22 protein-coding genes and 1 riboswitch are annotated in these 22,506 nt (G+C 63.6%); of the genes, 9 read left to right on the top strand and 13 right to left on the bottom strand.

The features are described from left to right. Nucleotides 1-6: 6 nt before the first annotated feature. The 5 genes from ubiU to norR all read right to left on the bottom strand — a co-directional run bounded on the left by ubiU (nt 7) and on the right by norR (nt 5,276). Nucleotides 7-1,002: a ubiquinone anaerobic biosynthesis protein UbiU gene (gene ubiU / locus AC07OF_RS18940; RefSeq protein WP_038610010.1), complete on the bottom strand. Its 996-nt coding sequence runs from the start codon at nt 1,000-1,002 to the stop codon at nt 7-9. Between the two features lie 132 nt (nt 1,003-1,134). Then, nucleotides 1,135-2,370, bottom strand: a complete 1,236-nt coding sequence (locus tag AC07OF_RS18935; protein ID WP_157192188.1) for a molybdopterin molybdotransferase MoeA — start codon at nt 2,368-2,370, stop codon at nt 1,135-1,137. Further along, nucleotides 2,367-2,921 carry a molybdenum cofactor biosynthesis protein B gene (moaB, locus tag AC07OF_RS18930; protein WP_157192187.1) on the bottom strand — a complete coding sequence of 185 codons (555 nt, stop codon included), beginning with the start codon at nt 2,919-2,921 and terminating at the stop codon, nt 2,367-2,369. The genes AC07OF_RS18935 and moaB overlap by 4 nt, the downstream gene beginning before the upstream one ends. Nucleotides 2,922-3,017: 96 nt before the next feature. Then, nucleotides 3,018-3,665: a pyridoxamine 5'-phosphate oxidase gene (gene pdxH, locus AC07OF_RS18925; RefSeq protein WP_476447241.1), complete on the bottom strand. Its 648-nt coding sequence runs from the start codon at nt 3,663-3,665 to the stop codon at nt 3,018-3,020. A gap of 81 nt (nt 3,666-3,746) precedes the next feature. Further along, nucleotides 3,747-5,276, bottom strand: a complete 1,530-nt coding sequence (norR, locus tag AC07OF_RS18920; protein ID WP_495073319.1) for a nitric oxide reductase transcriptional regulator NorR — start codon at nt 5,274-5,276, stop codon at nt 3,747-3,749. 153 nt (nt 5,277-5,429) lie between these two features. On the opposite strand from norR, the gene ytfE reads away from it, so the two are divergent. Then, nucleotides 5,430-6,095 (top strand): iron-sulfur cluster repair protein YtfE, encoded by a 666-nt coding sequence (gene ytfE / locus AC07OF_RS18915; RefSeq protein ID WP_495073318.1) that lies wholly within the window; start codon nt 5,430-5,432, stop codon nt 6,093-6,095. Nucleotides 6,096-6,199: 104 nt separating this feature from the next. Here the strand turns inward: ytfE and AC07OF_RS18910 are convergent, their stop codons facing one another. The 6 genes from AC07OF_RS18910 to AC07OF_RS18885 all read right to left on the bottom strand — a co-directional run bounded on the left by AC07OF_RS18910 (nt 6,200) and on the right by AC07OF_RS18885 (nt 11,402). Next, entirely contained in the window at nt 6,200-6,637 is a 438-nt protein-coding gene (locus AC07OF_RS18910) for a CopD family copper resistance protein (protein ID WP_422419767.1), read from the bottom strand. Between the two features lie 25 nt (nt 6,638-6,662). Next, entirely contained in the window at nt 6,663-7,853 is a 1,191-nt protein-coding gene (locus AC07OF_RS18905; RefSeq protein ID WP_495073317.1) for an NnrS family protein, read from the bottom strand. Between the two features lie 171 nt (nt 7,854-8,024). Beyond that, nucleotides 8,025-8,987, bottom strand: coding sequence for a metal ABC transporter ATPase (locus tag AC07OF_RS18900; protein ID WP_157194452.1), 963 nt, complete (start codon nt 8,985-8,987; stop codon nt 8,025-8,027). A gap of 47 nt (nt 8,988-9,034) precedes the next feature. Next, complete coding sequence (locus tag AC07OF_RS18895) at nt 9,035-9,844, bottom strand: aldo/keto reductase (protein ID WP_495073316.1); 810 nt, start codon at nt 9,842-9,844, stop codon at nt 9,035-9,037. Continuing rightward, the gene (locus tag AC07OF_RS18890) at nt 9,841-11,016 is read right to left on the bottom strand and encodes an NAD(P)/FAD-dependent oxidoreductase (protein ID WP_495073315.1); all 1,176 of its coding nucleotides are present in this window, start codon (nt 11,014-11,016) and stop codon (nt 9,841-9,843) included. Before AC07OF_RS18890 ends, AC07OF_RS18895 begins: the two co-directional genes overlap by 4 nt. Before the next feature lie 53 nt (nt 11,017-11,069). Then, a complete protein-coding gene (locus AC07OF_RS18885) occupies nt 11,070-11,402 on the bottom strand; it encodes a DMT family transporter (protein WP_038615263.1) in 333 nt (110 codons plus the stop codon). A gap of 87 nt (nt 11,403-11,489) precedes the next feature. Between AC07OF_RS18885 and AC07OF_RS18880 the strand changes: the two genes are divergently transcribed. Both AC07OF_RS18880 and waaA read left to right on the top strand, forming a co-directional pair. Continuing rightward, nucleotides 11,490-12,380 (top strand): LysR family transcriptional regulator, encoded by an 891-nt coding sequence (locus AC07OF_RS18880; protein WP_157194449.1) that lies wholly within the window; start codon nt 11,490-11,492, stop codon nt 12,378-12,380. Nucleotides 12,381-12,394: 14 nt separating this feature from the next. Then, nucleotides 12,395-13,663, top strand: coding sequence for a lipid IV(A) 3-deoxy-D-manno-octulosonic acid transferase (gene waaA / locus AC07OF_RS18875; protein WP_495073314.1), 1,269 nt, complete (start codon nt 12,395-12,397; stop codon nt 13,661-13,663). 75 nt (nt 13,664-13,738) lie between these two features. Here the strand turns inward: waaA and AC07OF_RS18870 are convergent, their stop codons facing one another. Next, nucleotides 13,739-15,169, bottom strand: coding sequence for a TolC family outer membrane protein (locus AC07OF_RS18870; protein ID WP_157194447.1), 1,431 nt, complete (start codon nt 15,167-15,169; stop codon nt 13,739-13,741). A gap of 142 nt (nt 15,170-15,311) precedes the next feature. Then, nucleotides 15,312-15,416: riboswitch (TPP riboswitch) on the top strand. Nucleotides 15,417-15,574: 158 nt separating this feature from the next. Between AC07OF_RS18870 and thiC the strand changes: the two genes are divergently transcribed. Beyond that, complete coding sequence (thiC, locus tag AC07OF_RS18865) at nt 15,575-17,464, top strand: phosphomethylpyrimidine synthase ThiC (protein WP_157194446.1); 1,890 nt, start codon at nt 15,575-15,577, stop codon at nt 17,462-17,464. A 145-nt stretch (nt 17,465-17,609) separates the two neighbouring features. Beyond that, entirely contained in the window at nt 17,610-18,902 is a 1,293-nt protein-coding gene (cytX, locus tag AC07OF_RS18860) for a putative hydroxymethylpyrimidine transporter CytX (RefSeq protein WP_157194445.1), read from the top strand. Here cytX and AC07OF_RS18855 read toward each other — a convergent pair. Continuing rightward, on the bottom strand, nt 18,871-19,617 hold the full coding sequence (locus AC07OF_RS18855; protein ID WP_157194444.1) for an RsiV family protein: 747 nt from the start codon (nt 19,615-19,617) through the stop codon (nt 18,871-18,873). The genes cytX and AC07OF_RS18855 overlap by 32 nt on opposite strands. A gap of 184 nt (nt 19,618-19,801) precedes the next feature. Between AC07OF_RS18855 and AC07OF_RS18850 the strand changes: the two genes are divergently transcribed. The 4 genes from AC07OF_RS18850 to AC07OF_RS18835 all read left to right on the top strand — a co-directional run bounded on the left by AC07OF_RS18850 (nt 19,802) and on the right by AC07OF_RS18835 (nt 22,474). After that, nucleotides 19,802-20,419, top strand: a complete 618-nt coding sequence (locus tag AC07OF_RS18850) for an NUDIX domain-containing protein (RefSeq protein ID WP_157194443.1) — start codon at nt 19,802-19,804, stop codon at nt 20,417-20,419. Continuing rightward, complete coding sequence (locus tag AC07OF_RS18845) at nt 20,410-20,862, top strand: DUF1249 domain-containing protein (RefSeq protein ID WP_038615250.1); 453 nt, start codon at nt 20,410-20,412, stop codon at nt 20,860-20,862. The genes AC07OF_RS18850 and AC07OF_RS18845 overlap by 10 nt, the downstream gene beginning before the upstream one ends. Nucleotides 20,863-20,946: 84 nt before the next feature. Then, nucleotides 20,947-21,762, top strand: coding sequence for a 3',5'-cyclic-AMP phosphodiesterase (gene cpdA, locus AC07OF_RS18840; protein WP_157194442.1), 816 nt, complete (start codon nt 20,947-20,949; stop codon nt 21,760-21,762). 103 nt (nt 21,763-21,865) lie between these two features. Then, nucleotides 21,866-22,474: a YqiA/YcfP family alpha/beta fold hydrolase gene (locus tag AC07OF_RS18835; RefSeq protein ID WP_157194441.1), complete on the top strand. Its 609-nt coding sequence runs from the start codon at nt 21,866-21,868 to the stop codon at nt 22,472-22,474. The last annotated feature ends 32 nt before the right edge of the window (nt 22,475-22,506 follow it).

The raw sequence follows: 22,506 nt of genomic DNA, 5'->3' as shown, positions 1-22,506 counted from the left end.
AGTCCCTCATTGCCATGATCGATGATAAGCACCCAGGGTGGTCTGGCTGCCTTCGGATAAACCGGCCAGCACCTGGCGCCACTGGTCTTTGACCGCGAAGCGCTCGGGCGCCAGGCGGTGGGCATCAAGTGCGGCGCGCCAGACCTGGGTGACCTGCTCGACATACGCCGGGCTGCGCTGGCGCCCTTCGATCTTCACCGCTTCGACGCCCATGGCCGCCAGTTCCGGCAACAGGTCCAGGGTGTCGAGGCTGGTGGGTTCTTCGAGGGCATGAAAGCGTTTGCCGCCGACCAGGAAGCGCCCCTTGCACAAGGTCGGGTAACCGGCCGGCTCATCGGCGCTGTAGCGGTCGATCAGCACCTCGCTCAGGCGTGCACTCAAACCTTCGGCATCTTCACTCCAGCGCACCGCCTTGGCCGGCGAACACACGCCACACAGGTTCGGCGACTCGCCGGTGATGTAAGACGACAGGTGGCAACGTCCCTCGGCCATGATGCACAAACTGCCGAAGGCGAAGACTTCGATAGGCACCGTGCTGTTGGCCGCGACCTGGCGCACCTGGGCCAGCGACAGCACCCGTGGCAGCACCGCGCGGCGGATGTTGTAGTGCTGGGCATAGAACGCCAGGGCACTGGCATTGGTCGCCGAGCCCTGTACCGACAGGTGCAGGGTCAGCTGCGGATGGCGTTGGCTGGCATAGCCGAGCACACCGGGGTCGGCGGCGATCAGGGCATCGACGCCATGGTCGGCGGCGCGGTCCACCGCCCGTTGCCAGCGTTCCCAGCCCTGGGGCTGCGGGTAGGTGTTGACCGCGACATAGAGCTTGCGTTGATGTTGACGGATATGGGCGACGGCGGCGTCGAACTGCTTGTCGTCCATGTTCAGGCCGGCAAAGTGCCGGGCATTGGTGTCATCGCGAAAACCGACGTAGACGGCATCGGCGCCTTGGCGCACCGCCGCTTTGAGCGCAGGCAGGTTCCCTGCCGGGCAGACCAGTTGCATGGGCATTCCTCATGAAAGAACGTGTCTCGACCCCGCCTCCGATGCGTAACGCGAGCAGGCCCGGTGCAATCGAAAATGCGCCGCCAGTCTAGCCAGACCGCCAGCGCAGACCTTGACGGCAATCAAGGCCGGTCACTGCATGAGTTCGGCGAACGACAGGAAGGTCACGCTGTCATGCTTGTGCAGCTGTTGCTCGCACTCCACCACCGCCAGGCCATCGGCCCAGCACGCGGCCGCGAGCATTGCCGAGCTTTGCTGCGGGTGCAGCTGCACGCTCACCTGGCCATCGGCCCCCGGAGTCAACCTGGCGCGCAGGTACTGGCGGCGCTTGTTGCGCTGCAACCAGTCAAAGCCTGCCGGCAACGCCATCGGCCGCGGCACTACATCGCGCACGCCCTGGGCCCTGAGCAGGAACGGACGCACCACCACCAGGGCAGTGATCAGCGCCGCCGCAGGATTGCCCGGCATGCCGATCCACGGCTTGCCGGCCACCTCACCAAACGCCAGCGGTTTGCCCGGCTGAATCGCCAGACGCCACAGATCCAGGCTGCCCAGCGCTTCGATGGCGTGTTTGAGGTGGTCTTCTTCACCCACCGAAACACCGCCGGAGGTCAGCAGCAGATCGCATTCAGAGGCCGCCAGTCTCAAGGCGTGCTGGCTGGCCGCCAGATCATCGGCCATCACCCCATAGTCATGCACCTCGACGCCCCAGCCCTCTAACAGCGCTGCCAGACAATAGCGGTTGCTGTTGTAAATCTGCCCCGGCGCCAGGGGTTGGCCGGGCTCGCGCAGTTCGTCACCGCTGCTCAGCAGGCACACCCGCAACGGTCGATAGACCTCGACCCAGCAGACCCCGGCAGCGGCCAGCAAGCCCAGCTCCTGGGCGCGCAGACGCTTGCCGGCCTGGAGCAGCAGATGACCCTTGCGCACCTCTTCGCCGGCCTTACGGACATGATCGCCAAGGCTGGCTGGCGGCAACCAGACCTGCTCGCCCTCGACCCGGCAGAGCTCCTGCGGCACCACCGTGTCGGCGCCCGGCGGCAGCGGCGCGCCGGTAAAGATGCGCACCGCCTGCCCGGCCTGCAGCGGCGTGGTGGCGGCCTGGCCGGCCGCGATGCGACCGGCCAGGTTCAGGCAGCCACCGGCTGCGGGAAGGTCCGCGGCGCGCAAGGCGAAACCGTCCATAGCGCTGTTGTCCCAGCCCGGCAGGTCCAGCGGCGAATGAATGTCCAGCGCCAGCACCCGGCCCAGGGCTTTTTCCAGCAACACCGTTTGCGCCGCCGGCGGTGGCGGCGCCTGGTCGAGCAGATGGCGGATGGCCTGGTCGACCGGTATCAGCTTGCCGCTGTCACACACCTGGCGGCTCATGAGCGTTCTCCACAGGCCTCGATTGCCTGCTCGACCTGGGCCTTGAGATGCGGCGCGAAATTGCACGGGCCGGTGCGGCTGTCCAGTTGCCCGAGAAGGATCTGGTTCCAGGCAGTGCGACAGGCTCCAGGCGAACCCGGCACACAACACACCAGCACGCCATTGCTCATCCCGGCCAGCGCCCGCGACTGCAGGCTGGACATGCCGATCTCCGCCAGCGAGACCTGGCGGAACAGTTCGCCAAAGCCCTCCACATGCTTGTCCAGCAACGGCAGGACGGCTTGCGGGGTATTGTCGCGCACGGTGAACCCGGTGCCGCCGGTGGTCAGCACCACCTGTACCCTCGGGTCGGCAATCCAGCGCGAAAGCGTGGCGCGGATCTGGTAGATGTCGTCCTTGACCAGGTCACGGTCGATCAGTCGATGCCCGGCCGCCTGGAGCAGATCGCACAGGGTCTGCCCCGAGGTGTCGGTGTCGAAGCTGCGGGTGTCGCTGATGGTCAGTACGGCAATGTTCAGCGGTTCAAAGGTACGTTGCGCCAGATGGGCCATGTGCGGACCCTCCCATGATGTGAATGCGCCCAAGCCTGAACCGAAACAGCAGCCGAACCTATTCCTCCAAGGAGGTACCTCGACGGAGCACACGACTCACGGCGCCAGGCGACTGCGTGCCCACTGTCCGTCCTGCAAGCGATAGTCCAGACGGTCATGCAGACGGTCGGCGCGGCCCTGCCAGAACTCCATGCGCTCAGGCTGCAGGCAGTAGCCGCCCCAGTGTTCCGGACGACGCAGCGGCTGATCGACGAAGCGGCGGATGGTCTGCGCCAGCAACACTTCCAGGGCTGCGCGATCGGTCAGCACCCGGCTTTGCGGCGAGGCCCAGGCCCCCAGGCGACTGGCCAGCGGACGGCTGTCGAAGTAGTCATCGCTGAGCTGCGGATCGAGCCGGCGCACCTGCCCTTCGATGCGCACCTGACGTTCAAGCGCCGGCCAGAAGAAGGTCATGGCTGCCCACGGGTTGGCCTCCAGCTCCTGGCCCTTGGCACTCAGGTAATTGCCGAAAAAGGTAAAGCCCGCATCGCTCACGCCCTTGAGCAGCAGTACCCGGCCGTGGGGCCGGCCCTGACGGTCGACCGTCGCCAGGTGCATGCTGTTGGCCTCCACCGGCGCGCTCTCGGTTTCCCGCGCCTGCTGCAGCCACTGGTTGAACATCGGCAAAGGGTCGTGCGGTGCGGCCTCTTCCTGCAGGCCACCCAGGGTGTAATTGCGGCGCATCTGAGCCAGGGACAGGGGCATGACAGTGATCTCCGGTGGATGGAGTTCACAGTCTGTTGACTCGCTGCCCTCGCCACCTTGACCGCCATCAACATCACGCGCTTACTTCAGGCGCAAACGCCTGGCCAGCTTGTGCAGGTTGCTCGGATCGACCTGCAGCAGGCGCGCGGCGCTGGCCCAATTGTCGCCACACAGTTCCAGCGCCCGGACAATGGCCTGGCGCTGGCAGGCGTCGACCGTTTCGCTCAAGGACAGCAGCGGCGATGACTGCACAACCACCTCCGGCGGCCGTTCGATGGCGGCGGCGCTGTGCCCGTTGCTGTCCAGGTCCAGCACTTCCGGCTCCAGGGTAATGATCAGGTTGCGGCTGCCACCGCGGCTGAGCTGCTTGAGCGCGGCACGGCTGATCACATGCTCCAGTTCGCGCACGTTGCCCGGCCAGTGGTAGGCCAGCAGCGCGCGCTCGGCCGCCGCCGACAGGCGCAAACCGCGCAGGCCCAGGCGGGTGCGGTTGAGTTCGAGAAACTGCCCGGCCAGGATCAGCACGTCATTGCCGCGTTCGCGCAGCGGCGGAATCGGCACCGGATAGACCGACAAACGATGGTACAGATCGGCGCGGAACAGGCCTTCGCGAATGCTGTCGGGCAAGTGGCGGTTGGTGGCGGCAATGATGCGCACATCCACATGCAACGGCTTGTCCGCCCCCAGGCGCTGGATCTCGCCGTTTTGCAGGGTGCGCAGCAGTTTGGCCTGCACGCTCAAGGGCAGCTCGCCGACTTCGTCGAGAAACAGCGTGCCGCCATTGGCCGCATCGAAACGCCCGGCGCGGTCACTGTTGGCCCCCGAAAAGGCACCTTTGACGTGGCCGAACAATTCGCTTTCGGCCAGTGATTCCGGCAACGCGGCGCAATTGACCTGTACCAGCGGCTTGTGACGGCGCCGCGAAAGACTGTGCAAACGCCGGGCAAACAACTCCTTGCCCACCCCCGTCTCGCCCAGCAGCAACACCGGCAGTTCGGAATCGGCCAGCACGTCCAGCTCTGTCAGCAACTGGTGCAGCACCGGGCTCTGGCCGAGGATCTCGCTCTCCTGCACCGGCATCCGCAGGTCCTGGGGGTCGCTGCGGGCCAGGCGCAGGCTGCGGTTTTCCTGCTCCAGCCGGGTAACCCGCAGCGCCGCTTCGATCTGCAGGGTGCAGCGCTTGAGCTCATCGCGCGCCGCACTGTCGAAGGTGCCGGCCTGCAGCGCATCCAGGGTGATCGCGCCCCACACCTGGCCTTGCACATAGAGGCTCACGCCCATGCAATCGTGCACGGCCAGCGGCTCGTTGAGCGGGGTATCGAGCAAGCCGTCGTATGGATCGGGCAGACGGCTGTCGGGCTCGAACCAGGTGGGCTCGCGCGAGGCCATGATCGCCGCCAGGCGCGGATGCTGGGCAATCACAAAGCGCCGCCCGAGGGCTTCGTGGACCAGCCCCACCGTCGCCACCGGGCGCAGGCTGTCGTCATCCAGGTGCAGCAAACCGACCGCGCCGCAGTTGAAGTATTCGCGCAGGGTCTGCACCAGGCGTTGCAACCGCACGGCATTGGGCAACTCGACAATCAGATCGGCCGCCAGGCTTTCACGCAGCATGGTAGTTATCACCTTTAAGGGTTGCATCTACCCTGACGCATCAGGGTGATTTTCACCACAACAAAATACAACGCCTTGAATCTCAAGCTGTTGAACATGGCATGCGCGATGCAATCGCTACAGGGACCTTTGCAACCACACCAAGGAACCCTGATGAGCCAGACACTTCTCGAACACAGCCTCGGTCAACTGGCCTGCGACATCCCTGGCGCCACGCGCATTTTCCACAGCTTCAACCTGGACTTCTGTTGCGGCGGGCAGAAAACCCTGCGCGAAGCCGCCCTGGGTAAACACCTGGACCCGGTCCTGATTGCTGAAGCCCTGTTCAAACTGCAAAGCAGCGGCGCCAGTGCCGACGACTGGCGGGACGCGTCCGAAGCCGAACTGATCGCACACATTCTCTCGCGCTATCACGATCGCCACCGCCAGCAACTGCCGGAACTGATCCGTCTGGCCCGGCGCGTGGAACAGGTACACGGTGCCCGCAGCAGCTGCCCCAATGGCCTGGCCAACCACCTTGAAGACATGCAGCAGGAACTCGAAGGGCACATGCTCAAGGAAGAACAGGTGCTGTTCCCGATGCTGCAACAGGGCATGGGTCGCCAGGCAACGCCACCGATCCGGGTACTGCGCCTGGAGCATGATCAGCACGGCGAAGCGCTGGAGATCCTCCTGACGCTGACCAACAACATCATTCCGCCGGAGGATGCCTGCAACACCTGGCGCGCCTTGTATCGCGGCCTGGCGGAGTTTCGTGATGACCTGATGCAGCACATTCATCTGGAGAACAACGTGCTGTTCGTCAAAGCACTCGCCTGATTGCCCCCTGTGGGAGCCGGCCTTGCCGGCGATGAGGCCCGTGTGGACCTGATCGCTGGCAAGGCCAGCTCCCACAGGAACTGCAGTGCCTTTGTGGACCTGCATCAATGCCAATAAAACATCGCCTTGGCCAGAATCACGATCAGCAGCATGTGCCCGAGGATGCTGCAGCGGATCCAGCGCGCCCGCGTCTCGCTCAAGCGTCCGCGCTGCAGCCAGTAAGCCAGCAACAGGTAATGGCCGATAATGCTCAGGGCCAGGATGATCTTCAGGCTCAACAAGCTGGCGAAACTGCTGGCCAGCGGCTGACCGAGGGCGCCGCGATGGTGCCAGGCCAGGCCGATACCGGCGCCATACAACACCAGCACCACCGCATGCAGCACCTTGCGCGAACGCTTGGCGATCGCCTGGTCCGCCGCAGCCTGCGCAGCATCCGGCACTTGCCGACGCGCCGAATACCAGATGAACACCTCGAAGAACAAGGTGCCGATAAAGGCAATGGCCGCGAGTAAATGGATAACCAGTAAATAGGGATACAACATCGCCTGCCTCCTGCTTGTGTGCCGATTATCCGGGATGTCCATCCACCCGGGCGCGCAGCAGCATCGGTGCGTACCGCCAGGCGTACAGGGCAAACGCGCCGACCCAGCACAGTACGGCCAGCCACAATCCCGCCAATGGCAACCACAGCACCAACAGCACCCGGCTCACGCCCGCGAGGTTAAGCAGGATGAACGCCAGGGTCATCCCCGCTGGCGGCTGCAAGGGGCGCCCGGTATGGCCGAGGCTGACCCGCGCGATCATCGCCAGGATCAACCCGGCCATGGCCCCGATGGTCAGGCAGTGCACCGCAAGGCTGGGGTTCAGCGCAACACCGAAGTGCCACAGGGCCATGCCCAGACAGGCCAGCGCCAACCAGCCATAGGCCAGGTGCAACGACCACAGCAGCGGCACACGCCACAAGCCACGGTCATGCCAGCGCCACAGACGCACCCCGTGCCCCAGTGTCAGCGCGGCAAACAACAAACCGATCCAGACATTGGCCGCCAGCGCAGGGCCAGCGGCATACAGCACTGCCACCAGCGCGGCACCTGCCAGCAGCAACCAGTCGAGCCAAGGCCAGGGTGCAACGCCTTCGACCCGGCCCAGGCCACGTTGGGTAAAGAATGGAATCACCCGGCCACCGATCAGGCCCATCATCGCCGCCACCAGCCAGATAGCGCTGAGCACGCCCTGGCGTTGCCAGCCATCATGGCCCTGGAGCAAACCGTAGACCGACACCGCATCGGCTGCCGTCAGCAACAGCAACACCAGCACCACCGGATAATTACGCTTCTGCCGGACGCGCCAGAGCATGGCACCCATCAACAGCGCCACGATCAGCGGGAAGGCCAGTTCCAGCAGCGCCAACAGCGGCCACGGCAGGTTGGCCAGCCAGGCAATTCGCGCGGCCAGCCACAGCAGCGCCAACGCTGCCAGCGGCGTACCGCTCAGGCCCGGTTGGCCGGTCCAGGTCTGTCCTGCAGTGAGCAAAAAACCGGCGATGATCGCCAGGCCGAAGCCGAACAGCAATTCGTGGCGATGCCAGGCCAGCCAGCCACCGGCAGGCTGCCAGTCGCCCAGCGAGCCATTCAATGCGGCCAGCCACAGCGGCACGGCGAGCAACGCCAGGCCGCAACCGGCGAGGAAAAAGGGACGGAACGCCAGCCGTAACAACGGCACGATGGCCAGCGCTTTACGGCGATCAAGTACTTGCATGGAACCACTCCTTAACCCGATTGCCGGGCGCCATCATCTGCGATTTACCGATCCTTGCCCTTGTCGCACGTCAACGCCCGTTAGCGACAACTGCGTAAGCTGCAAGGGCCATGCCGTCATCCCGGCGGGGCCCTGTGGGAGCGGGCTTGCCCCGCGATTGCAATTTGTCAGCTACTTACGCAATCCGCCTCGCGCCATCTGCAACAACTCCCGTGCCTTGCCCGTCAGCCGCTGCAGCCCCGTATCCGGTTTCGGCGCCGCCAGCCCCTGCTGACTCACCCAATCCTTCCAGCGAATCCGCTCATCCCTGACCAGCCAGCCTTCCTGACGGGCAAAGCTTTCGGCCAGATACAGACCACGAGTGCTCGCCGGCACCAAGTGGTCCTTTTTCAGTGTGTACAGCTCGGCGCGAGGATGTCCGTCTTCCAGGGGCATCAGGTACAGGTCGGGGCGGGTGCGGTTGAGGCGGGCCACCAGTTGGTTTCCTTCAAGTCGTTCATCGACATGAAACAGACTCAAGGATTTGGCTTCGCGCGGGACCTGCAGGCGCAGGTCATAAACCAGTTGTAACGAGGCGGTCGGCAGATGCACGTAGGCCCGTGGCCGCTCCAGTAGCTGCAGGTTGGCGCAACGCACCGGCCGTGCCGCACCGGATTGCGGGGTCAGCACGAAAGGCAGCGCTTCACGGTAATGCAGGGCGTCGGCATAAGGCGCTGGCAGCCAGGTATCGTTGAAACGCCCCCCAAGCCAGCCTTCCGGCGTTTCCAGCAGGCATTCTTCAGCTACCTCCTGAATGGCGGTATGCAGCGGCAGGTTCAGTTCCTGGGCGGGCACATAGCCGGAAATCAGTTTCAGCACCACATCTCCGCGGTCCTGGCGGCGCTGGCGGACCAGGACCCAGTAATCGCGGTTCTGCCAGTGCAGCGTCAGGCGCACCGAAACGCCCAGATTGGCCAGCTCTACGGCGAAGCGCTGGCTGTCGGCCAGGTGAATCTGCTTGCGCCGTTGCTGGGTCTGGGCGAAGTTCAGCGGCATGCCGATGCTCTGGTAGCACAAGCCCTCGGGGCTGGCTTCGACGTGCAGGGGCAGGGTCTTGAAGTTGCTCGGGTTCTTGCGGATCAGCGTTCGCGGCATGTCGGCTCCTTCTTGCGTTGGGGTCGGCCGCGACGGCGGCGTGGGCGTCAGCGATTCAATACGGCGGTAACAGTCGCCACGTTGTGGGCCAGGTGTACCGGGTTGATGGTGCCGACAATGGCACTGCTCACGCCCGGGTGGCCAAACAGCAACTCGAAACTGGCACGCACCGGGTCTACCCCCGGGCTCAGGCACACATGGCCGCTGGCCAGGGCCTTTTTCACCAGGATGGCTTTGCCATGCTCGGCGGCATAGTCGAGCACCGGGCGTTCGGCCTGTTCGTTCAGATTGTAGGTGACCATGGCGCAATCGCCGCGCTCCAGTGCTTTCAAACCACCTTCCACGGTCTTGCCGGACAGACCGAAGCCGCCGATCTTACCTTCCTGCTTCAGCGCTTCGAGGGTCTGATAGACCTCCTCGTGCTGAAGAATGTGCAGATCGTTGCCGTCCGAATGCACCAGCACCAGATCAATCTGCTCGGTTTCCAGGCGCTTGAGGCTGCGCTCAATGGAAAAGCGCGTGTGGGCGGCGCTGAAGTCGAAACGCGACTGGCCTTCTTCGAACTCCTCACCGACCTTGCTGACGATCACCCAGTGATCGCGTTGGCCGCGCAGCAGTGGGCCGAGGCGCTCTTCGCTGCGGCCGTAGGCGGGGGCGGTGTCGATCAGGTTGATGCCCAGGTCACGGGCCTGGGCCAGCAGCTGGCGGGCCTGGTCGTCGTCGGGGATGGTAAAGCCGTTGGGGTATTTGACTCCTTGATCACGCCCCAGCTTGACTGTACCCAGGCCCAGTGGCGAGACGCGCAGACCGGTGCTGCCCAAGGGGCGGTGCAGATCGTGGAGAGTCGGCAGGCTCATGGCAGCAGCTGCTCCCAGACCGGCAGGGCCATCGGCGGCCGTGGCAGTTCGGGAAGGGTGGTGTGAGCTCCCGGCTTGATCCCGTCGCGCTCAAGGCTGGCCAGTACCCGATCACTGAAGTCCGGAGCCAGGGCCAGTTTGGTCGGCCAGCCAACCAGCAGGCGCTGCTGTTCGGCGAGGAAGGCGTTGTCCGGGCGCACCAGGCCGGACTGTGCCGGCTCGGCGCGATCGATGCGTACGGTAGCCCAGCGCACCTGGCTCAGGTCGATCCATGGCAGCAGGTTGCTGACTTCCTTCTTAGCCGCGGCAATCTGCGCTTCGGGCTCGCGGGCAACGCCGTCGGCCTCGGCCAGGTCGCCACCCATATACCAGACCCACTGGCCATCGGCGGCCGGGTGGCTGGTGACGGTGATACGCGGTTTGGGTCCGCCGCCCAGGCAATGGGCATACAGGGGTTTGAGGCTGGCGCCTTTGGCCATGACCATGTGCAGCGGGCGACGCTGCATGGCAGGCTGGCTCAGGCCGAGGGTTTCAAGCAGGGCGGCATTGCCGGCACCGGCGCTGAGGACGATGCGCTGGGCACGGATCTCGCGGCCATCGACGCGCAGCCCGGCCAGTTCGCCAGCTTCTTGCAGGGGTTCGATCTGCTCTCCAGCCAGCAGGCTGTCACCGGCCAGTTCGGCGAGCTTGTTCAGCAGGCTTGGCACGTCAATGACCAGTTCGGCCAGGCGATAGACCTTGCCCTTGAACGCGCGGTCCTGCAGGGCAGGTGGCAGTTGCTCGCCTTTGACCTGATCGACACGGCCACGCACCGCCTTGCTGGCGAAGAAGCTGGTGAGGTTGCCGGCGATCGTGCCGGGGGACCACAGGTAATGGGCGTCGGACAACAGGCGCACGCCGCAAAGGTCCAGTTCGCCGTTGCCTGCCAGCGCTTCGCTCCAGCGTCGCGGCATGTCGGCAATGGCTTCGGATGCACCGGTCAGTGCGCCATGCAGGGCATACTTGGCGCCGCCATGAATGATTCCCTGCGATTTGAGGGTCTGCTCGCCACCGAGGCTGGCGCGTTCCACCACGACCGTCGAGTAACCCAGGCGGCGCAGACGGGCATTGAGCCAGAGGCCTGCGACCCCTGCGCCGACGATCAGGACGTCGGTGGAAATAACGGATGGCATGCATGCACCTCACAAGCTTGGACAGAAGCCCAGTATACAGCCTGTGAGGCGGATCAATGCCCGGCGGTTTTCGAGAAGACCTGGATCACGACCACGCCGCCGACAATCATGGCCATGCCGAGCATCGCCGGGACGTCCAGTTTCTGCCCGTAGATCACCAGCGCGGCGACGCTGATCAAGACAATCCCCAGCCCCGACCAGATGGCGTAAGCGATACCGACCGGAATGCTGCGCACCACCAGGGTCAGCATCCAGAACGCCACGGCGTAGCCACAGATCATCAGCAGCAACGGCAGCGGGGTGCTCAGACCCTTGACGGCCTTCATCGAGGCGGTGGCGATGACTTCGGCGCAGATGGCGATAGCCAGGTAGGTGTAGGCATTCATGTCGGTGTTCCTCTGTTCTGGCTGGGCATTTTAGAGCAAGCCTGGATGGGGTAAAGTCATTACCTATCTTTTCTGGAGATAGGTTGCATGGCTGAACAGTGGAATCTGGAGCAACTGCGGCTGTTTGTCGGCGTTGCCGAGCAACGCTCGTTTTCGGCGGTGGCCCGCACCCAGCGCAAGGCGCAGTCGGCGGTGAGCAATGCCATTGCCCTGCTCGAGGCGGACCTGGGCGTCACCCTGTTCGAGCGTAGCAGTGGCCGTCAGCCGCGCTTGACCGAGGCCGGCGCGGCGCTGCTGGAAGATGCGCGTGAGTTGTTGCGTCAGTGCGAGCGCCTGGACGGTCGGGCGCTGGCGCTGATGCGCGGCCAGGAGGCGCAGTTGCGGGTCGCCCAGGATGAAGCCATGCCTTATCAGCCGGTCATCGACAGTCTCGACGAACTGGCCCAGCAGTTCCCCATGCTGGAAGTGCAACTGGCCAGCGGCGCCCAGGGTGACGTGGCGCGCAAGCTGGTCGAGCGCCGTGCTGACCTGGGCTTGCTGTTTCGTCATGAGCGCATGCCGTCAGCGTTGGAGCGCCGCGCCTTGGGGAATGTGGAGATGGTCACCGTCTGCGCCGTCAATCATCCCTTGGCGCGACTGGGGCAGGTCAATCGCCAACAGCTGGCACGCCATCGCCAGTTGTTGATTGCCCCGCAGGAAAGCGGTTATCCCGGCGGCGAGCCAATCAGCCCGCAGATCTGGCGGGCCGACAGCTTCTACGCCATGGCCGAGTTGCTGATGCGCGGCCTGGGCTGGGCCTGGCTGCCCCGGCACGTGGTGCAGTACCCGACTTACCATGCCCAGATGGTCGAGCTGCGTAGCGAATGGACACCGCCGGCATTGGTGGTAGAGCTGGTGTGGCGGCGTGACGAGCCACTGGGGCCTGCGGCACAGTGGTTGGCCGAGCGCTTCGCAGTGCACTTGCGAGCGATTGGCTAGTACACTTCGGCGCCATGAACAGAACACTCTATACCCTGCTGTTTCACCTGGGCCTGCCGCTGGTTGCGCTGCGCCTGTTCCTGCGTTCGCGCAAGGCGCCAGCCTACGCCAAGCGTATCGGCGAACGCTTCGCCATGAACCTGCCCGCCATGCGCAAGGGTGGTATCTGGGTGCATGCGGTGTCGGTAGGCGAAAGTATCGCCGCAGCGCCGATGATCCGTGCCCTGTTGCAGGCTTATCCACAGCTGCCGATCACGATTACCTGCATGACGCCGACCGGCTCCGAGCGGGTACGGGCGATGTTTGCCGATGAGCCGCGCATTCAGCATTGCTACCTGCCCTATGACCTGCCGTGGGCGGCTGGGCGCTTTCTCGATCATGTCCAGCCGAAGCTGGCGGTGATCATTGAAACCGAGTTGTGGCCCAACCATATTCATCAGTGCGCCAAGCGCGGTATTGCCGTGGCGCTGGCCAATGCGCGTTTGTCCGAGCGTTCGGCGCGTGGCTATGCACGCTTCGCCGGGCTGACCCGGCCGATGCTGGCCGAGATGAGCCTGATCGCGGTGCAGACCGAGGCCGAAGCTGAGCGCTTTCGCCAGCTGGGCGCGCGGGCTGAATGTGTGCAGGTCACCGGTTCGATCAAGTTCGACCTGCGTATCGACGAGCAGCTGTTGCCGCGTGCTCGGGCCTTGCGTGAGCAGTGGCAGGCCACTGAACGCCCGGTGTGGATTGCCGCCAGCACCCATGAGGGCGAGGACGAAGTGATTCTCGCCGCGCATCGCCAGTTGCTGGAGCACCATGCCGATGCCTTGCTGATCCTGGTGCCACGGCACCCGGAGCGCTTCAACAGCGTGTTTGAGTTGTGCGCGGCACAGTTCCCGACGGTCCGCCGCTCCAGTGCCGCTGCGGTGGCCGCGGATAGTGCAGTGCTGCTCGGCGACACCATGGGCGAACTGCTGTTTCTTTATGCCTTGGCGGATATTGCCTTTGTCGGTGGCAGCCTGGTACCCAATGGCGGGCACAACCTGCTGGAGCCGGCGGCCTTGTCATTGCCGGTGATTAGCGGTCCGCACCTGTTCAACTTCCTGGAGATCGCGGCGATGCTGCGCGACGCTGGCGCTTTGCAGGAGGTGGATGATGCCCAGGGGCTGGCGGCCGAGATCCGGCGGCTGATCGAGTTGCCGCAGGATGCGCGGCGCATGGGCGAGGCGGGGCGGGCGGTAATGAAAGCCAACCAGGGCGCGTTGCAGCGCTTGCTGGATGGCTTGGGACGGTTGCTCTGAAGCTTTCGCGGGGCAAGCCCGCTCCCACCGAGCAGTGTTGAATCCGGTGGGAGCGGGCTTGCCCCGCGATGCTGTTTAAGGCCGGGCGTCGAAGTTAGCCTTGGCCAATGCCGCCAGATCAGGTGGCAGGAAATCCTTGTCCGGGTTGTAGTCCGGCTTCAGGTAGCGGCTCAGGTCGGTCAGGTCCTGCGGGCTCAAGGTGCCCGCCGCCTGCTTCAGGCGCAGGTTGTCGAGGATGTAGTCGTAGCGGGTGTTGTTGTAGTCACGCACCGAGGTGTACAGCTGGCGCTGGGCATCGAGCACGTCGACGATGTTGCGGGTACCGACCTGGTAACCGATCTCGGTGGCTTCCAGAGCGCTCTGGTTGGAGATGATCGACTGCTTGCGTGCCTGCACCTGCTCCACGTCGGTATTGACCGCACGGTGCAGGTTGCGGGTGTTTTCCACCACCTGGCGACGCAGGCTTTCACGCTGCTGTTCGCTCTGGCTCAGGCGCTGATAGGCCTCGCGCACTTGCGAGCTGGTCAGGCCGCCGCTGTAGATCGGAATGTTCAGCTGCAGGCCAACGCTGGTCTGTTCGACGTCGCCGCTGATGGTCCCGCCGAGGTTGGGGTTGGTGAAACCGAGGTTGTCGTTGTCGCCTTTCTGGTACTGCGCTACCGCATCCAGGGTTGGCGCGTGCCCGGCCTTGCGCTGGCGCAGGGTTTCTTCGGCGGCGGTGACGGCGTAGTTGGTCGCTTGCAGATTGAGGTTCTGCTTACCGGCGGTTTCGACCCAGGACGTGGCGTCATTCGGCACCGGGACCTGCACCGGCAGGGTGTGGCGGATGCCCTGGATCGCGTCGTAGTTGCGGTTGGTCAGGGTGATCAGTGCTTCGAACGCGTCATCGACCTGGCGTTGCGCGACGATCCGGTTGGCCCGGGCCGTGTCGTAACTGGCCTGGGACTGCAGGACGTCGGTCTTGTCCGAAAGGCCGACATCGAAACGTTCATTGGACTGGTCCAGCTGACGCTTGAAAGCGGCTTCTTCGGCTTTGGTCGAGGCCAGGTTGTCCTGGGCGCGCAGCACCGCGAAATAGTTCTCGGCAGTTTGCAGGATCAGGTTCTGCTCAGTGGCCGACAGCTCCAGCGCCGCCTGTTCGTTGACCGCTTCGGCAGCCTGCAACTGGAACCAGCGATCGGCACGGAACACCGGCTGGGCCAGGGTTGCCGACCATGAGTTGCCGCTGCGGTTGGAGGTGATCGATGGATCATCGAGCTTGGTCCGGGTGCTCTGCATTTCGGCACCGGCCGAAAGGTTTGGCAGCAGGCCGGCACGGGCCTGAGGTACCACTTCCTTTTGCGCGCCGTAGTTGGCGCGGGCTGCGGCGAGGTCGGCGTTGTTGTCCACAGCCTCCTGGTAGACGCTGACCAGATCGGTTTTCGCTGACAAGGGCGCGTCTGCTGCCCAGGCCATTCCGTTGATAGCACAAGACACGGCAAGGGCCAGTGAAAGTTTGCGCAGCATAGGGCGATCCTTGAACGATTGAGTCTTTCTGAACCGGTGAGTGTAGATGCGCGGGCACTTTGCAACAATCTGCCAATTACACCATTTATCGTCACCGTGTTTGTACTGTTGGCTTTGCAGCGGCGTCCAGTCTAGACTGGACGCGTTCTTGTCGGGGTGCCTTGCGTTGAGGCTGAGATCGGATAATCCGGATCCCGTTGAACCTGATCAGGTTAGCGCCTGCGTAGGGAACAAGATTTCTCGCTTTCCCGGCGAGTCTCTTGTGTCAGGTCCGGGAATGTCGAGCCAGCCGTAAATAGCTGCAGGCATCCCCGCACATCTGGCACAGCACCGCTCCTGGTGCGTCCGTGCCTTTCAGGTTCTCCCCGACATTCCACTGCTAGGAAGCCGTCTGGAGAGCCTGTGATGAGTAAACAAGAAAAATACCTGACCAATCTGAGTGAGTCGGCCCAGGTCGATCAGCAGTCCGTACAGCCGTTCACCCGTTCGCGCAAAATCTATGTCGAAGGCTCGCGCCCGGACATCCGCGTGCCGATGCGTGAAATCAGCCTGGACGACACCCCGACCGATTTCGGCGGTGAAGCCAACGCGCCGGTGCTGGTCTACGACACTTCCGGCCCCTACACCGACCCCAATGTCGTCATCGACGTGCGCAAAGGCCTGAGCGATGTGCGTTCGGCCTGGATCGACGCCCGTGGTGACACCGAGCGCCTGCCCGGGTTGTCGTCGGACTTTGGCCAGCAGCGTCTGGCGGATGCCGAGCTGACCAAGCTGCGTTTTGCCCATGTGCGCAATCCGCGCCGGGCCAAGGCCGGCGCCAACGTCAGCCAGATGCACTACGCGCGCCAGGGCATCATCACCGCCGAGATGGAATACGTCGCCATCCGCGAGAACATGAAGCTGCAAGAAGCCCGCGCCGCCGGCCTGCTCGACCAGCAGCACCCGGGCCACAGCTTCGGTGCCAGCATCCCCAAGGAAATCACCGCCGAGTTCGTCCGTGAGGAGATCGCCCGTGGTCGCGCGATCATTCCGGCCAACATCAACCACGTTGAACTGGAGCCGATGATCATCGGCCGCAACTTCCTGGTGAAGATCAACGGCAACATCGGTAACAGTGCGCTGGGCTCTTCGATCGAAGAAGAAGTGGCCAAGCTGACCTGGGGTATCCGTTGGGGGTCGGACACGGTCATGGACTTGTCCACCGGCAAGCACATCCACGAAACCCGCGAGTGGATCATCCGCAACTCGCCCGTGCCGATCGGTACCGTGCCAATCTACCAGGCCCTGGAAAAGGTCAATGGCGTCGCCGAAGACCTGACCTGGGAGCTGTTCCGCGACACCCTGATCGAGCAGGCCGAGCAGGGCGTGGACTACTTCACCATTCACGCCGGCGTGCTGTTGCGCTATGTGCCGCTGACCGCCAAGCGCGTTACCGGCATCGTCAGCCGTGGCGGTTCGATCATGGCCAAGTGGTGCCTGGCGCATCACAAAGAGAACTTCCTCTACACCCATTTCGACGAAATCTGCGAAATCATGAAGGCCTACGACGTCAGCTTCTCGCTGGGCGACGGCCTGCGTCCGGGTTCGATTGCCGATGCCAACGATGCGGCGCAATTCGGCGAACTGGAGACCCTTGGCGAGCTGACCAAGATCGCCTGGAAACACGATGTCCAGTGCATGATCGAAGGCCCGGGCCACGTGCCGATGCAGTTGATCAAGGAGAACATGGACAAGCAGCTGGAATGCTGTGACGAAGCACCGTTCTACACCCTCGGCCCACTGACCACCGACATCGCGCCAGGTTACGACCACATCACCTCCGGTATCGGCGCGGCGATGATCGGCTGGTTCGGTTGCGCCATGCTCTGCTACGTGACACCCAAGGAACACCTGGGCCTGCCGAACAAGGATGACGTCAAGACCGGGATCATCACCTACAAGATCGCCGCCCACGCCGCCGACCTTGCCAAGGGGCATCCGGGCGCGCAGATCCGTGACAATGCCTTGTCCAAGGCGCGTTTCGAGTTCCGTTGGGAAGACCAGTTCAACCTTGGCCTGGATCCGGATACCGCGCGTTCGTTCCATGATGAGACCCTGCCCAAGGATTCGGCCAAGGTCGCGCACTTCTGCTCGATGTGCGGGCCGAAGTTCTGCTCGATGAAAATTACCCAGGAAGTGCGTGAGTACGCCGCCAACCAGCGCATTGATGCGGTGGATGTGGCGGTCGAGGACGGCATGCGCGAGCAGGCCGAGCGGTTCCGCCAGGAAGGCAGCCAGTTGTACAAGAAGGTCTGATCGGCCTGTTCAGGCGGTGTGCCGTGCACACCGCGTCGCCGGCAAGGCCGGCTCCCACAGGGGACTGCATACAGACTCTTGTGGGAGCTGGCCTTGCCAGCGATAGGGCCCGAACAACAATTTTCTCCCTGTCGAGATCACCCTTGTGAGCACACCCAGTCAGTTCTCCCCCGATCACCCGGTAACCGCCGGGCAACGCGTCCTCAGCGGTCGCGACCTCTGTTCCCTATGGTTCTCCCTGGGCATCGGCCTGATGGTCCTGCAGACCGGCGCCTTGCTTGGCCCTGGCCTAGGCCTGGCCAATGCGGTGCTGGCGATCATCATCGGTACCAGCGTGGGGGTCTTGCTGCTGGCGGCCGTTGGCGTCATCGGCAGCGATACCGGCCTGTCGTCCATGGCGGCGCTGCGGCGCAGTCTCGGTCGCGAAGGCGCCCGCCTGCCAGCGCTGCTCAACCTGCTGCAGCTGATCGGCTGGGGCTCGTTCGAAATCATCGTCATGCGTGATGCCGCCAGTCTGCTCGGTGCCCGCGCCTTCGGCGAAGGCAGTGCGCTGACCAACCCCTTGCTGTGGACCTTGTGCTTCGGCGCCCTGGCAACCCTGCTGGCGGTCAGCGGGCCGTTGACTTTCGTGCGCAAGATTCTGCGCAAATGGGGCATCTGGTTGTTGCTCGGTGCCTGCCTGTGGCTGACCTGGAACCTGTTTGCCAAGGCTGATCTCGCCGCCCTCTGGGCACGTGCCGGTGATGGTTCGATGTCGCTGGCGGTGGGTATCGACATCGCCATTGCCATGCCGTTGTCGTGGCTGCCGTTGATTGCCGACTATTCCCGCTTCAGCCGCCATGGCAGCCGGGTGTTTTTTGGTACGGCGCTGGGCTATTTCGTCGGCAACGTGTGGATGATGAGTCTGGGCGTGGCCTATACCCTGGCCTTCGCGCCGGCGGGCGAGGTCAATACCTTGCTGTTGGCGCTGGCCGGTGCCGGTATCGGAATTCCCTTGCTGCTGATTCTGCTCGATGAATCGGAAAAGGCCTTCGCCGACATCCATTCGGCGGCGGTATCAACTGGCCTGCTGATTCGCTTGAAGGTCGAGCATCTGGCATTGGCCATCGGTGTGCTGTGCACCTTGATCGCCTGCTTCGCGCCGCTGGCGCAGTACCAGAACTTCCTGCTGCTGATCGGCTCGGTGTTCGCCCCGCTGTTCGGCGTGGTGCTGGTCGATCATTTCGTCGTGCGTCGCCGTCGCAGTGACGCCAGTCCGATCCAGAGCCTGCACTGGCGCGCTCTGATCGCCTGGGCCTGCGGCGTCGCCACCTACCATCTGCTGGCGCATTACGCTGCCGATCTCGGCTCGACCCTGCCCGCCTTGCTGCTGGCAGGGTGCGTGTACTGGGCGGCAGCGCCGTCGGTCAGCCGCGACCCGGAAACAACTCCGGCTTGATCACACCGTTCAGGCGCGGGTAGGGGATCTTCAGTTCGATGTGGCCCATGGAATACGGGGCGATGGCATACACTTCGTACTTGAGCACTACCGCGCCGTAGGTCAGGGCGATATGCGGGGTCTGGCGGAACGGCCAGGTTTTGACGAACTCGGCGTCCTTGTCCATGCCGGTGCTGATCAGCCAGGCCCGGTGGGCTTCCTCGGCGGTCTTCCAGAACGTCGCTTCCTGGCCCGGCACCAGCATGTCCTGCAGGGTCAGGACCTTGTCCTGCTGACGCGAGTAGTTGATGAAGCCGCGCCCCGGCATACCATGGGCACCGCCGGTGTCCAGGTAGCTGGACAGTTCGATGATCACCAGTCCGTCATGCTGCTCGCGTACCTTGGCTTGCAGGTAGCTGCTATGGCGGGTCTCGGCGGTGGCCATGAACTGGTCTTCGTAGGCTTTTAGCGAAGCGGGCAGGGCGCTGTGCTGGTTGTCCTGGGTCATTTGCAACAGACGTTTTTCGACGATCGCGTCCAGTTTCGGGTTGGCCGGGAAGTGAATGGTGTCGATATTGACCAGCGGGCAATCGGCCGTGTTGCAACCGGGCTTGATGTGCTCCCAGCGGTCGCGCTTGACCTCCAGTGGCGTGCGCATGTTGGGCTGGAACAGGCTTTGACAAGCGCCCAGGACCAAGGCCAGCACGGCCACGGTAGTTAGTTTCACAAGCGTCATGATGATCCTTGTAAGGCAAAGGTGATCGGGCTTGGACCGTCGGCAAGGCCTTCAGTTCGCCACTAAGCTGAATATCAGCAGGCTGTCTATCCTCGCAGCCCGGCCTGCAAGTTGAAAGGGGTGAAACGTGGCGGTGCGCAGGTTAGGATGGCGCGATGCAGTACACGAGGTTATGAGGATTTCCATGTCAGACACGCTGAAACCTGTGCCCACGGACGTCGAGATCGTCGAAAGGGTCAACTGCTTCAAGGGCTTCTACCAGCTTGACCGGGTTCGCTTGCGTCACGAGCTGTTCGCCGGTGGCATGGGGCGCGAGATCAGCCGTGAGCTGTTCGTTCGCCATGATGCCGTCTGTGTGCTGCCCTACGATCCTGTACGTGATGAAGTGGTGCTGATCGAGCAGTTTCGCGTCGGTGCCATGGGCAAGGTCGCCAACCCTTGGTTGATCGAACTGGTCGCTGGTCTGATCGATAAAGATGAAGCACCGGAAGAAGTTGCACACCGCGAGGCGCAGGAGGAAGCTGGGCTTGTGTTCAAAGCGCTGTGGCCGATGACCCGGTATTTCCCGTCACCTGGCGGCAGCGATGAGTTCGTTCATTTGTATCTGGGCCAGTGCAGCAGCGTTGGGGCGGGCGGCCTGCACGGGCTGGAGGAAGAGGGTGAAGACATTCGCGTCAAGGTCTGGGCGTTCGAGGATGCCATGCAGGCCGTGCGCGATGGGCTGATCGCCAACGCGGCAAGCATTATTGCCCTGCAATGGCTGGCCTTGAATCGAGATGAAGTCAGGGGGCTATGGTCGTGAATCTGTTGCGCGAACGCTACCGGGTCGATCTGGTCGGGTTGCAGGCTGCCTGCGAGGCCAACTATGCGCGTTTGATGCGCTTGTTGCCGGACATGCGCAGCACCATGAGTTCGCGCCGCATCGGTATGACCCAGGGTGACCAGATGCTCGGCGTGCTGGTCCTCGATGTGGTGCTCGCCTGTCCCTACACCACCACCCTGCGCGTGCGCCAGGAGCACAGCCTGCCATGGCTGCCGGTGCCACAGCTGGAAGTGCAGGTGTATCACGATGCGCGCATGGCCGAAGTGGTCAGCGCCGAGCACGCCCGGCGTTTTCGCAGCATCTATCCCTATCCGAATGCGGCGATGCACCAGCCTGACGAAAAAGCGCAGCTCAATCTGTTCCTCGGTGAGTGGCTCAGTCACTGTCTGGCCTGTGGCCATGAACTGGCCGCAGTTCGCTGAAATGTGACGGCGGTCGTTTTCGCGTATTTGCTCAAGCGCCGCGTGCCGCCATAATCGCGCTGAATCCTTTCAAGGAGTCGGCCCTTGCCGCAACAATCGATCCCGCATAGCGATGCATCCTTGTACCTGGTGCAACTGACTGACAGCCATCTGTTCGCCGACGGGCAGGGCACGCTGCTGGGCATGAATACCCGCGACAGCTTGCAGCGGGTGGTCGAACGCGTGCGTGAAGAGCAGCCGCGAATCGACCTGCTGCTGGCTACTGGCGATTTGTCTCAGGATGGCAGCGAAGCCTCCTACGAATATTTTCGTGATTTGACGGCAAGCCTCGGGGCCCCGGCGCGCTGGCTCGCCGGTAATCATGACGAGCCTGTGCCGATGGAGCGCGTGGCGCAGGGCAGTGATCTGCTCAAGCCGCTGGTCGATATCGGTAACTGGCGTATCCTGATGCTCAATTCAGCGGTGCCGGGATCCGTGCCGGGCGTGCTTGATGAGCGCCAGTTGGCGCTGCTCGAGCAGTCCTTGAAAGAGGCGCCCGAGCGTCACCATCTGATCTGTTTTCATCACCAGCCGGTGCCCATCGGTTGCGCCTGGATGGCGCCGATCGGCCTGCGCAATGCTGACGCACTGTTTGCCCTGCTGAACGGTTATCCACAGGCGCGGGCCTTGCTGTGGGGGCATGTGCACCAGGAATGGGATGAGCGGCGTGACGGTCTGCGGCTATTGGCCTCACCCTCCACCTGCATTCAGTTCGAGCCCGGCAGTGAGGACTTCAAGGTCGGTGAGCAGGCTCCCGGCTACCGCTGGTTGCGCTTGCATGACGATGGCTCGATCGACACCGGGGTCTCGCGGGTAACCGACTTTGTGTTCACGGTCGACTATGAAGGCGACGGCTATTAAGTGTTGCTGAATGGGTGAAACTGCTCCATCTGCCGTTGAACAGGCTAAAATGCGCGCTTTCCTGCCTGGCACCGTCAGGCGAATGAAGTGCACCGGGGGCGGCATGTCGGGTTCGATTCTCTATATACACGGGTTCAACAGCGCGCCCTCGTCCAAGAAAGCCTGCCAATTGATTGCAGTGATGGCGCAGATCGGCCTGGGCGAACGCCTGCGGGTGCCAGCGCTGCACCATCACCCGCGCCAGGCCATGGCTCAGCTCGAAGCTGCGATTGCCGAGCTCGAATCGCCATTACTGGTCGGCAGCTCGCTCGGCGGCTACTATGCCACCCACCTGGCCGAGCGCCATGGGCTCAAGGCATTGCTGATCAACCCGGCGGTCAACCCGCACCGGCGTTTCGATGGCTTTCTGGGCACTCAGCAGAACCACTACACCGGTGAGTCCTGGGAGCTGACCCTCGATCATGTGCAGGCCCTGGCCGAACTTGAGGTGGCGCCGCCGACGGATGCCGGGCGCTATCAGGTCTGGCTGCAAACCGCCGATGAAACCCTGGACTACCGCCAGGCCGAACAGTTCTACCGGGCCTGCGCGCTGCGCATCCAGGCTGGTGGCGATCACAGTTTCCAGGGCTTTGCCGAGCACCTGCCAGCCTTGTTGAGCTTTGCCGGCATTGCGCCACAGCAGTATCAATCGCTCGATTTTTCTGTATTTTGATGACTTATTTTCACCCACGACTGACGACGAGA

The sequence above is a fragment of the Pseudomonas sp. GW821-FHT10B02 genome, from assembly GCF_059415665.1.
The sequence above is the reverse complement of the archived record's forward strand: the minus strand, read 5'-3'. Positions and strand labels throughout refer to the sequence as shown.

Coding starts and splice junctions, on each gene's coding strand:
- ubiU (WP_038610010.1), bottom strand. CDS start 1,002: ATGCAACTGGTCTGCCCGGCAGGGAACCTGCCTGCGCTCAAAGCGGCG.
- AC07OF_RS18935 (WP_157192188.1), bottom strand. CDS start 2,370: ATGAGCCGCCAGGTGTGTGACAGCGGCAAGCTGATACCGGTCGACCAG.
- moaB (WP_157192187.1), bottom strand. CDS start 2,921: ATGGCCCATCTGGCGCAACGTACCTTTGAACCGCTGAACATTGCCGTA.
- pdxH (WP_476447241.1), bottom strand. CDS start 3,665: ATGCCCCTGTCCCTGGCTCAGATGCGCCGCAATTACACCCTGGGTGGC.
- norR (WP_495073319.1), bottom strand. CDS start 5,276: ATGCTGCGTGAAAGCCTGGCGGCCGATCTGATTGTCGAGTTGCCCAAT.
- ytfE (WP_495073318.1), top strand. CDS start 5,430: ATGAGCCAGACACTTCTCGAACACAGCCTCGGTCAACTGGCCTGCGAC.
- AC07OF_RS18910 (WP_422419767.1), bottom strand. CDS start 6,637: ATGTTGTATCCCTATTTACTGGTTATCCATTTACTCGCGGCCATTGCC.
- AC07OF_RS18905 (WP_495073317.1), bottom strand. CDS start 7,853: ATGCAAGTACTTGATCGCCGTAAAGCGCTGGCCATCGTGCCGTTGTTA.
- AC07OF_RS18900 (WP_157194452.1), bottom strand. CDS start 8,987: ATGCCGCGAACGCTGATCCGCAAGAACCCGAGCAACTTCAAGACCCTG.
- AC07OF_RS18895 (WP_495073316.1), bottom strand. CDS start 9,844: ATGAGCCTGCCGACTCTCCACGATCTGCACCGCCCCTTGGGCAGCACC.
- AC07OF_RS18890 (WP_495073315.1), bottom strand. CDS start 11,016: ATGCCATCCGTTATTTCCACCGACGTCCTGATCGTCGGCGCAGGGGTC.
- AC07OF_RS18885 (WP_038615263.1), bottom strand. CDS start 11,402: ATGAATGCCTACACCTACCTGGCTATCGCCATCTGCGCCGAAGTCATC.
- AC07OF_RS18880 (WP_157194449.1), top strand. CDS start 11,490: ATGGCTGAACAGTGGAATCTGGAGCAACTGCGGCTGTTTGTCGGCGTT.
- waaA (WP_495073314.1), top strand. CDS start 12,395: ATGAACAGAACACTCTATACCCTGCTGTTTCACCTGGGCCTGCCGCTG.
- AC07OF_RS18870 (WP_157194447.1), bottom strand. CDS start 15,169: ATGCTGCGCAAACTTTCACTGGCCCTTGCCGTGTCTTGTGCTATCAAC.
- thiC (WP_157194446.1), top strand. CDS start 15,575: ATGAGTAAACAAGAAAAATACCTGACCAATCTGAGTGAGTCGGCCCAG.
- AC07OF_RS18855 (WP_157194444.1), bottom strand. CDS start 19,617: ATGACGCTTGTGAAACTAACTACCGTGGCCGTGCTGGCCTTGGTCCTG.
- AC07OF_RS18850 (WP_157194443.1), top strand. CDS start 19,802: ATGTCAGACACGCTGAAACCTGTGCCCACGGACGTCGAGATCGTCGAA.
- AC07OF_RS18845 (WP_038615250.1), top strand. CDS start 20,410: ATGGTCGTGAATCTGTTGCGCGAACGCTACCGGGTCGATCTGGTCGGG.
- AC07OF_RS18835 (WP_157194441.1), top strand. CDS start 21,866: ATGTCGGGTTCGATTCTCTATATACACGGGTTCAACAGCGCGCCCTCG.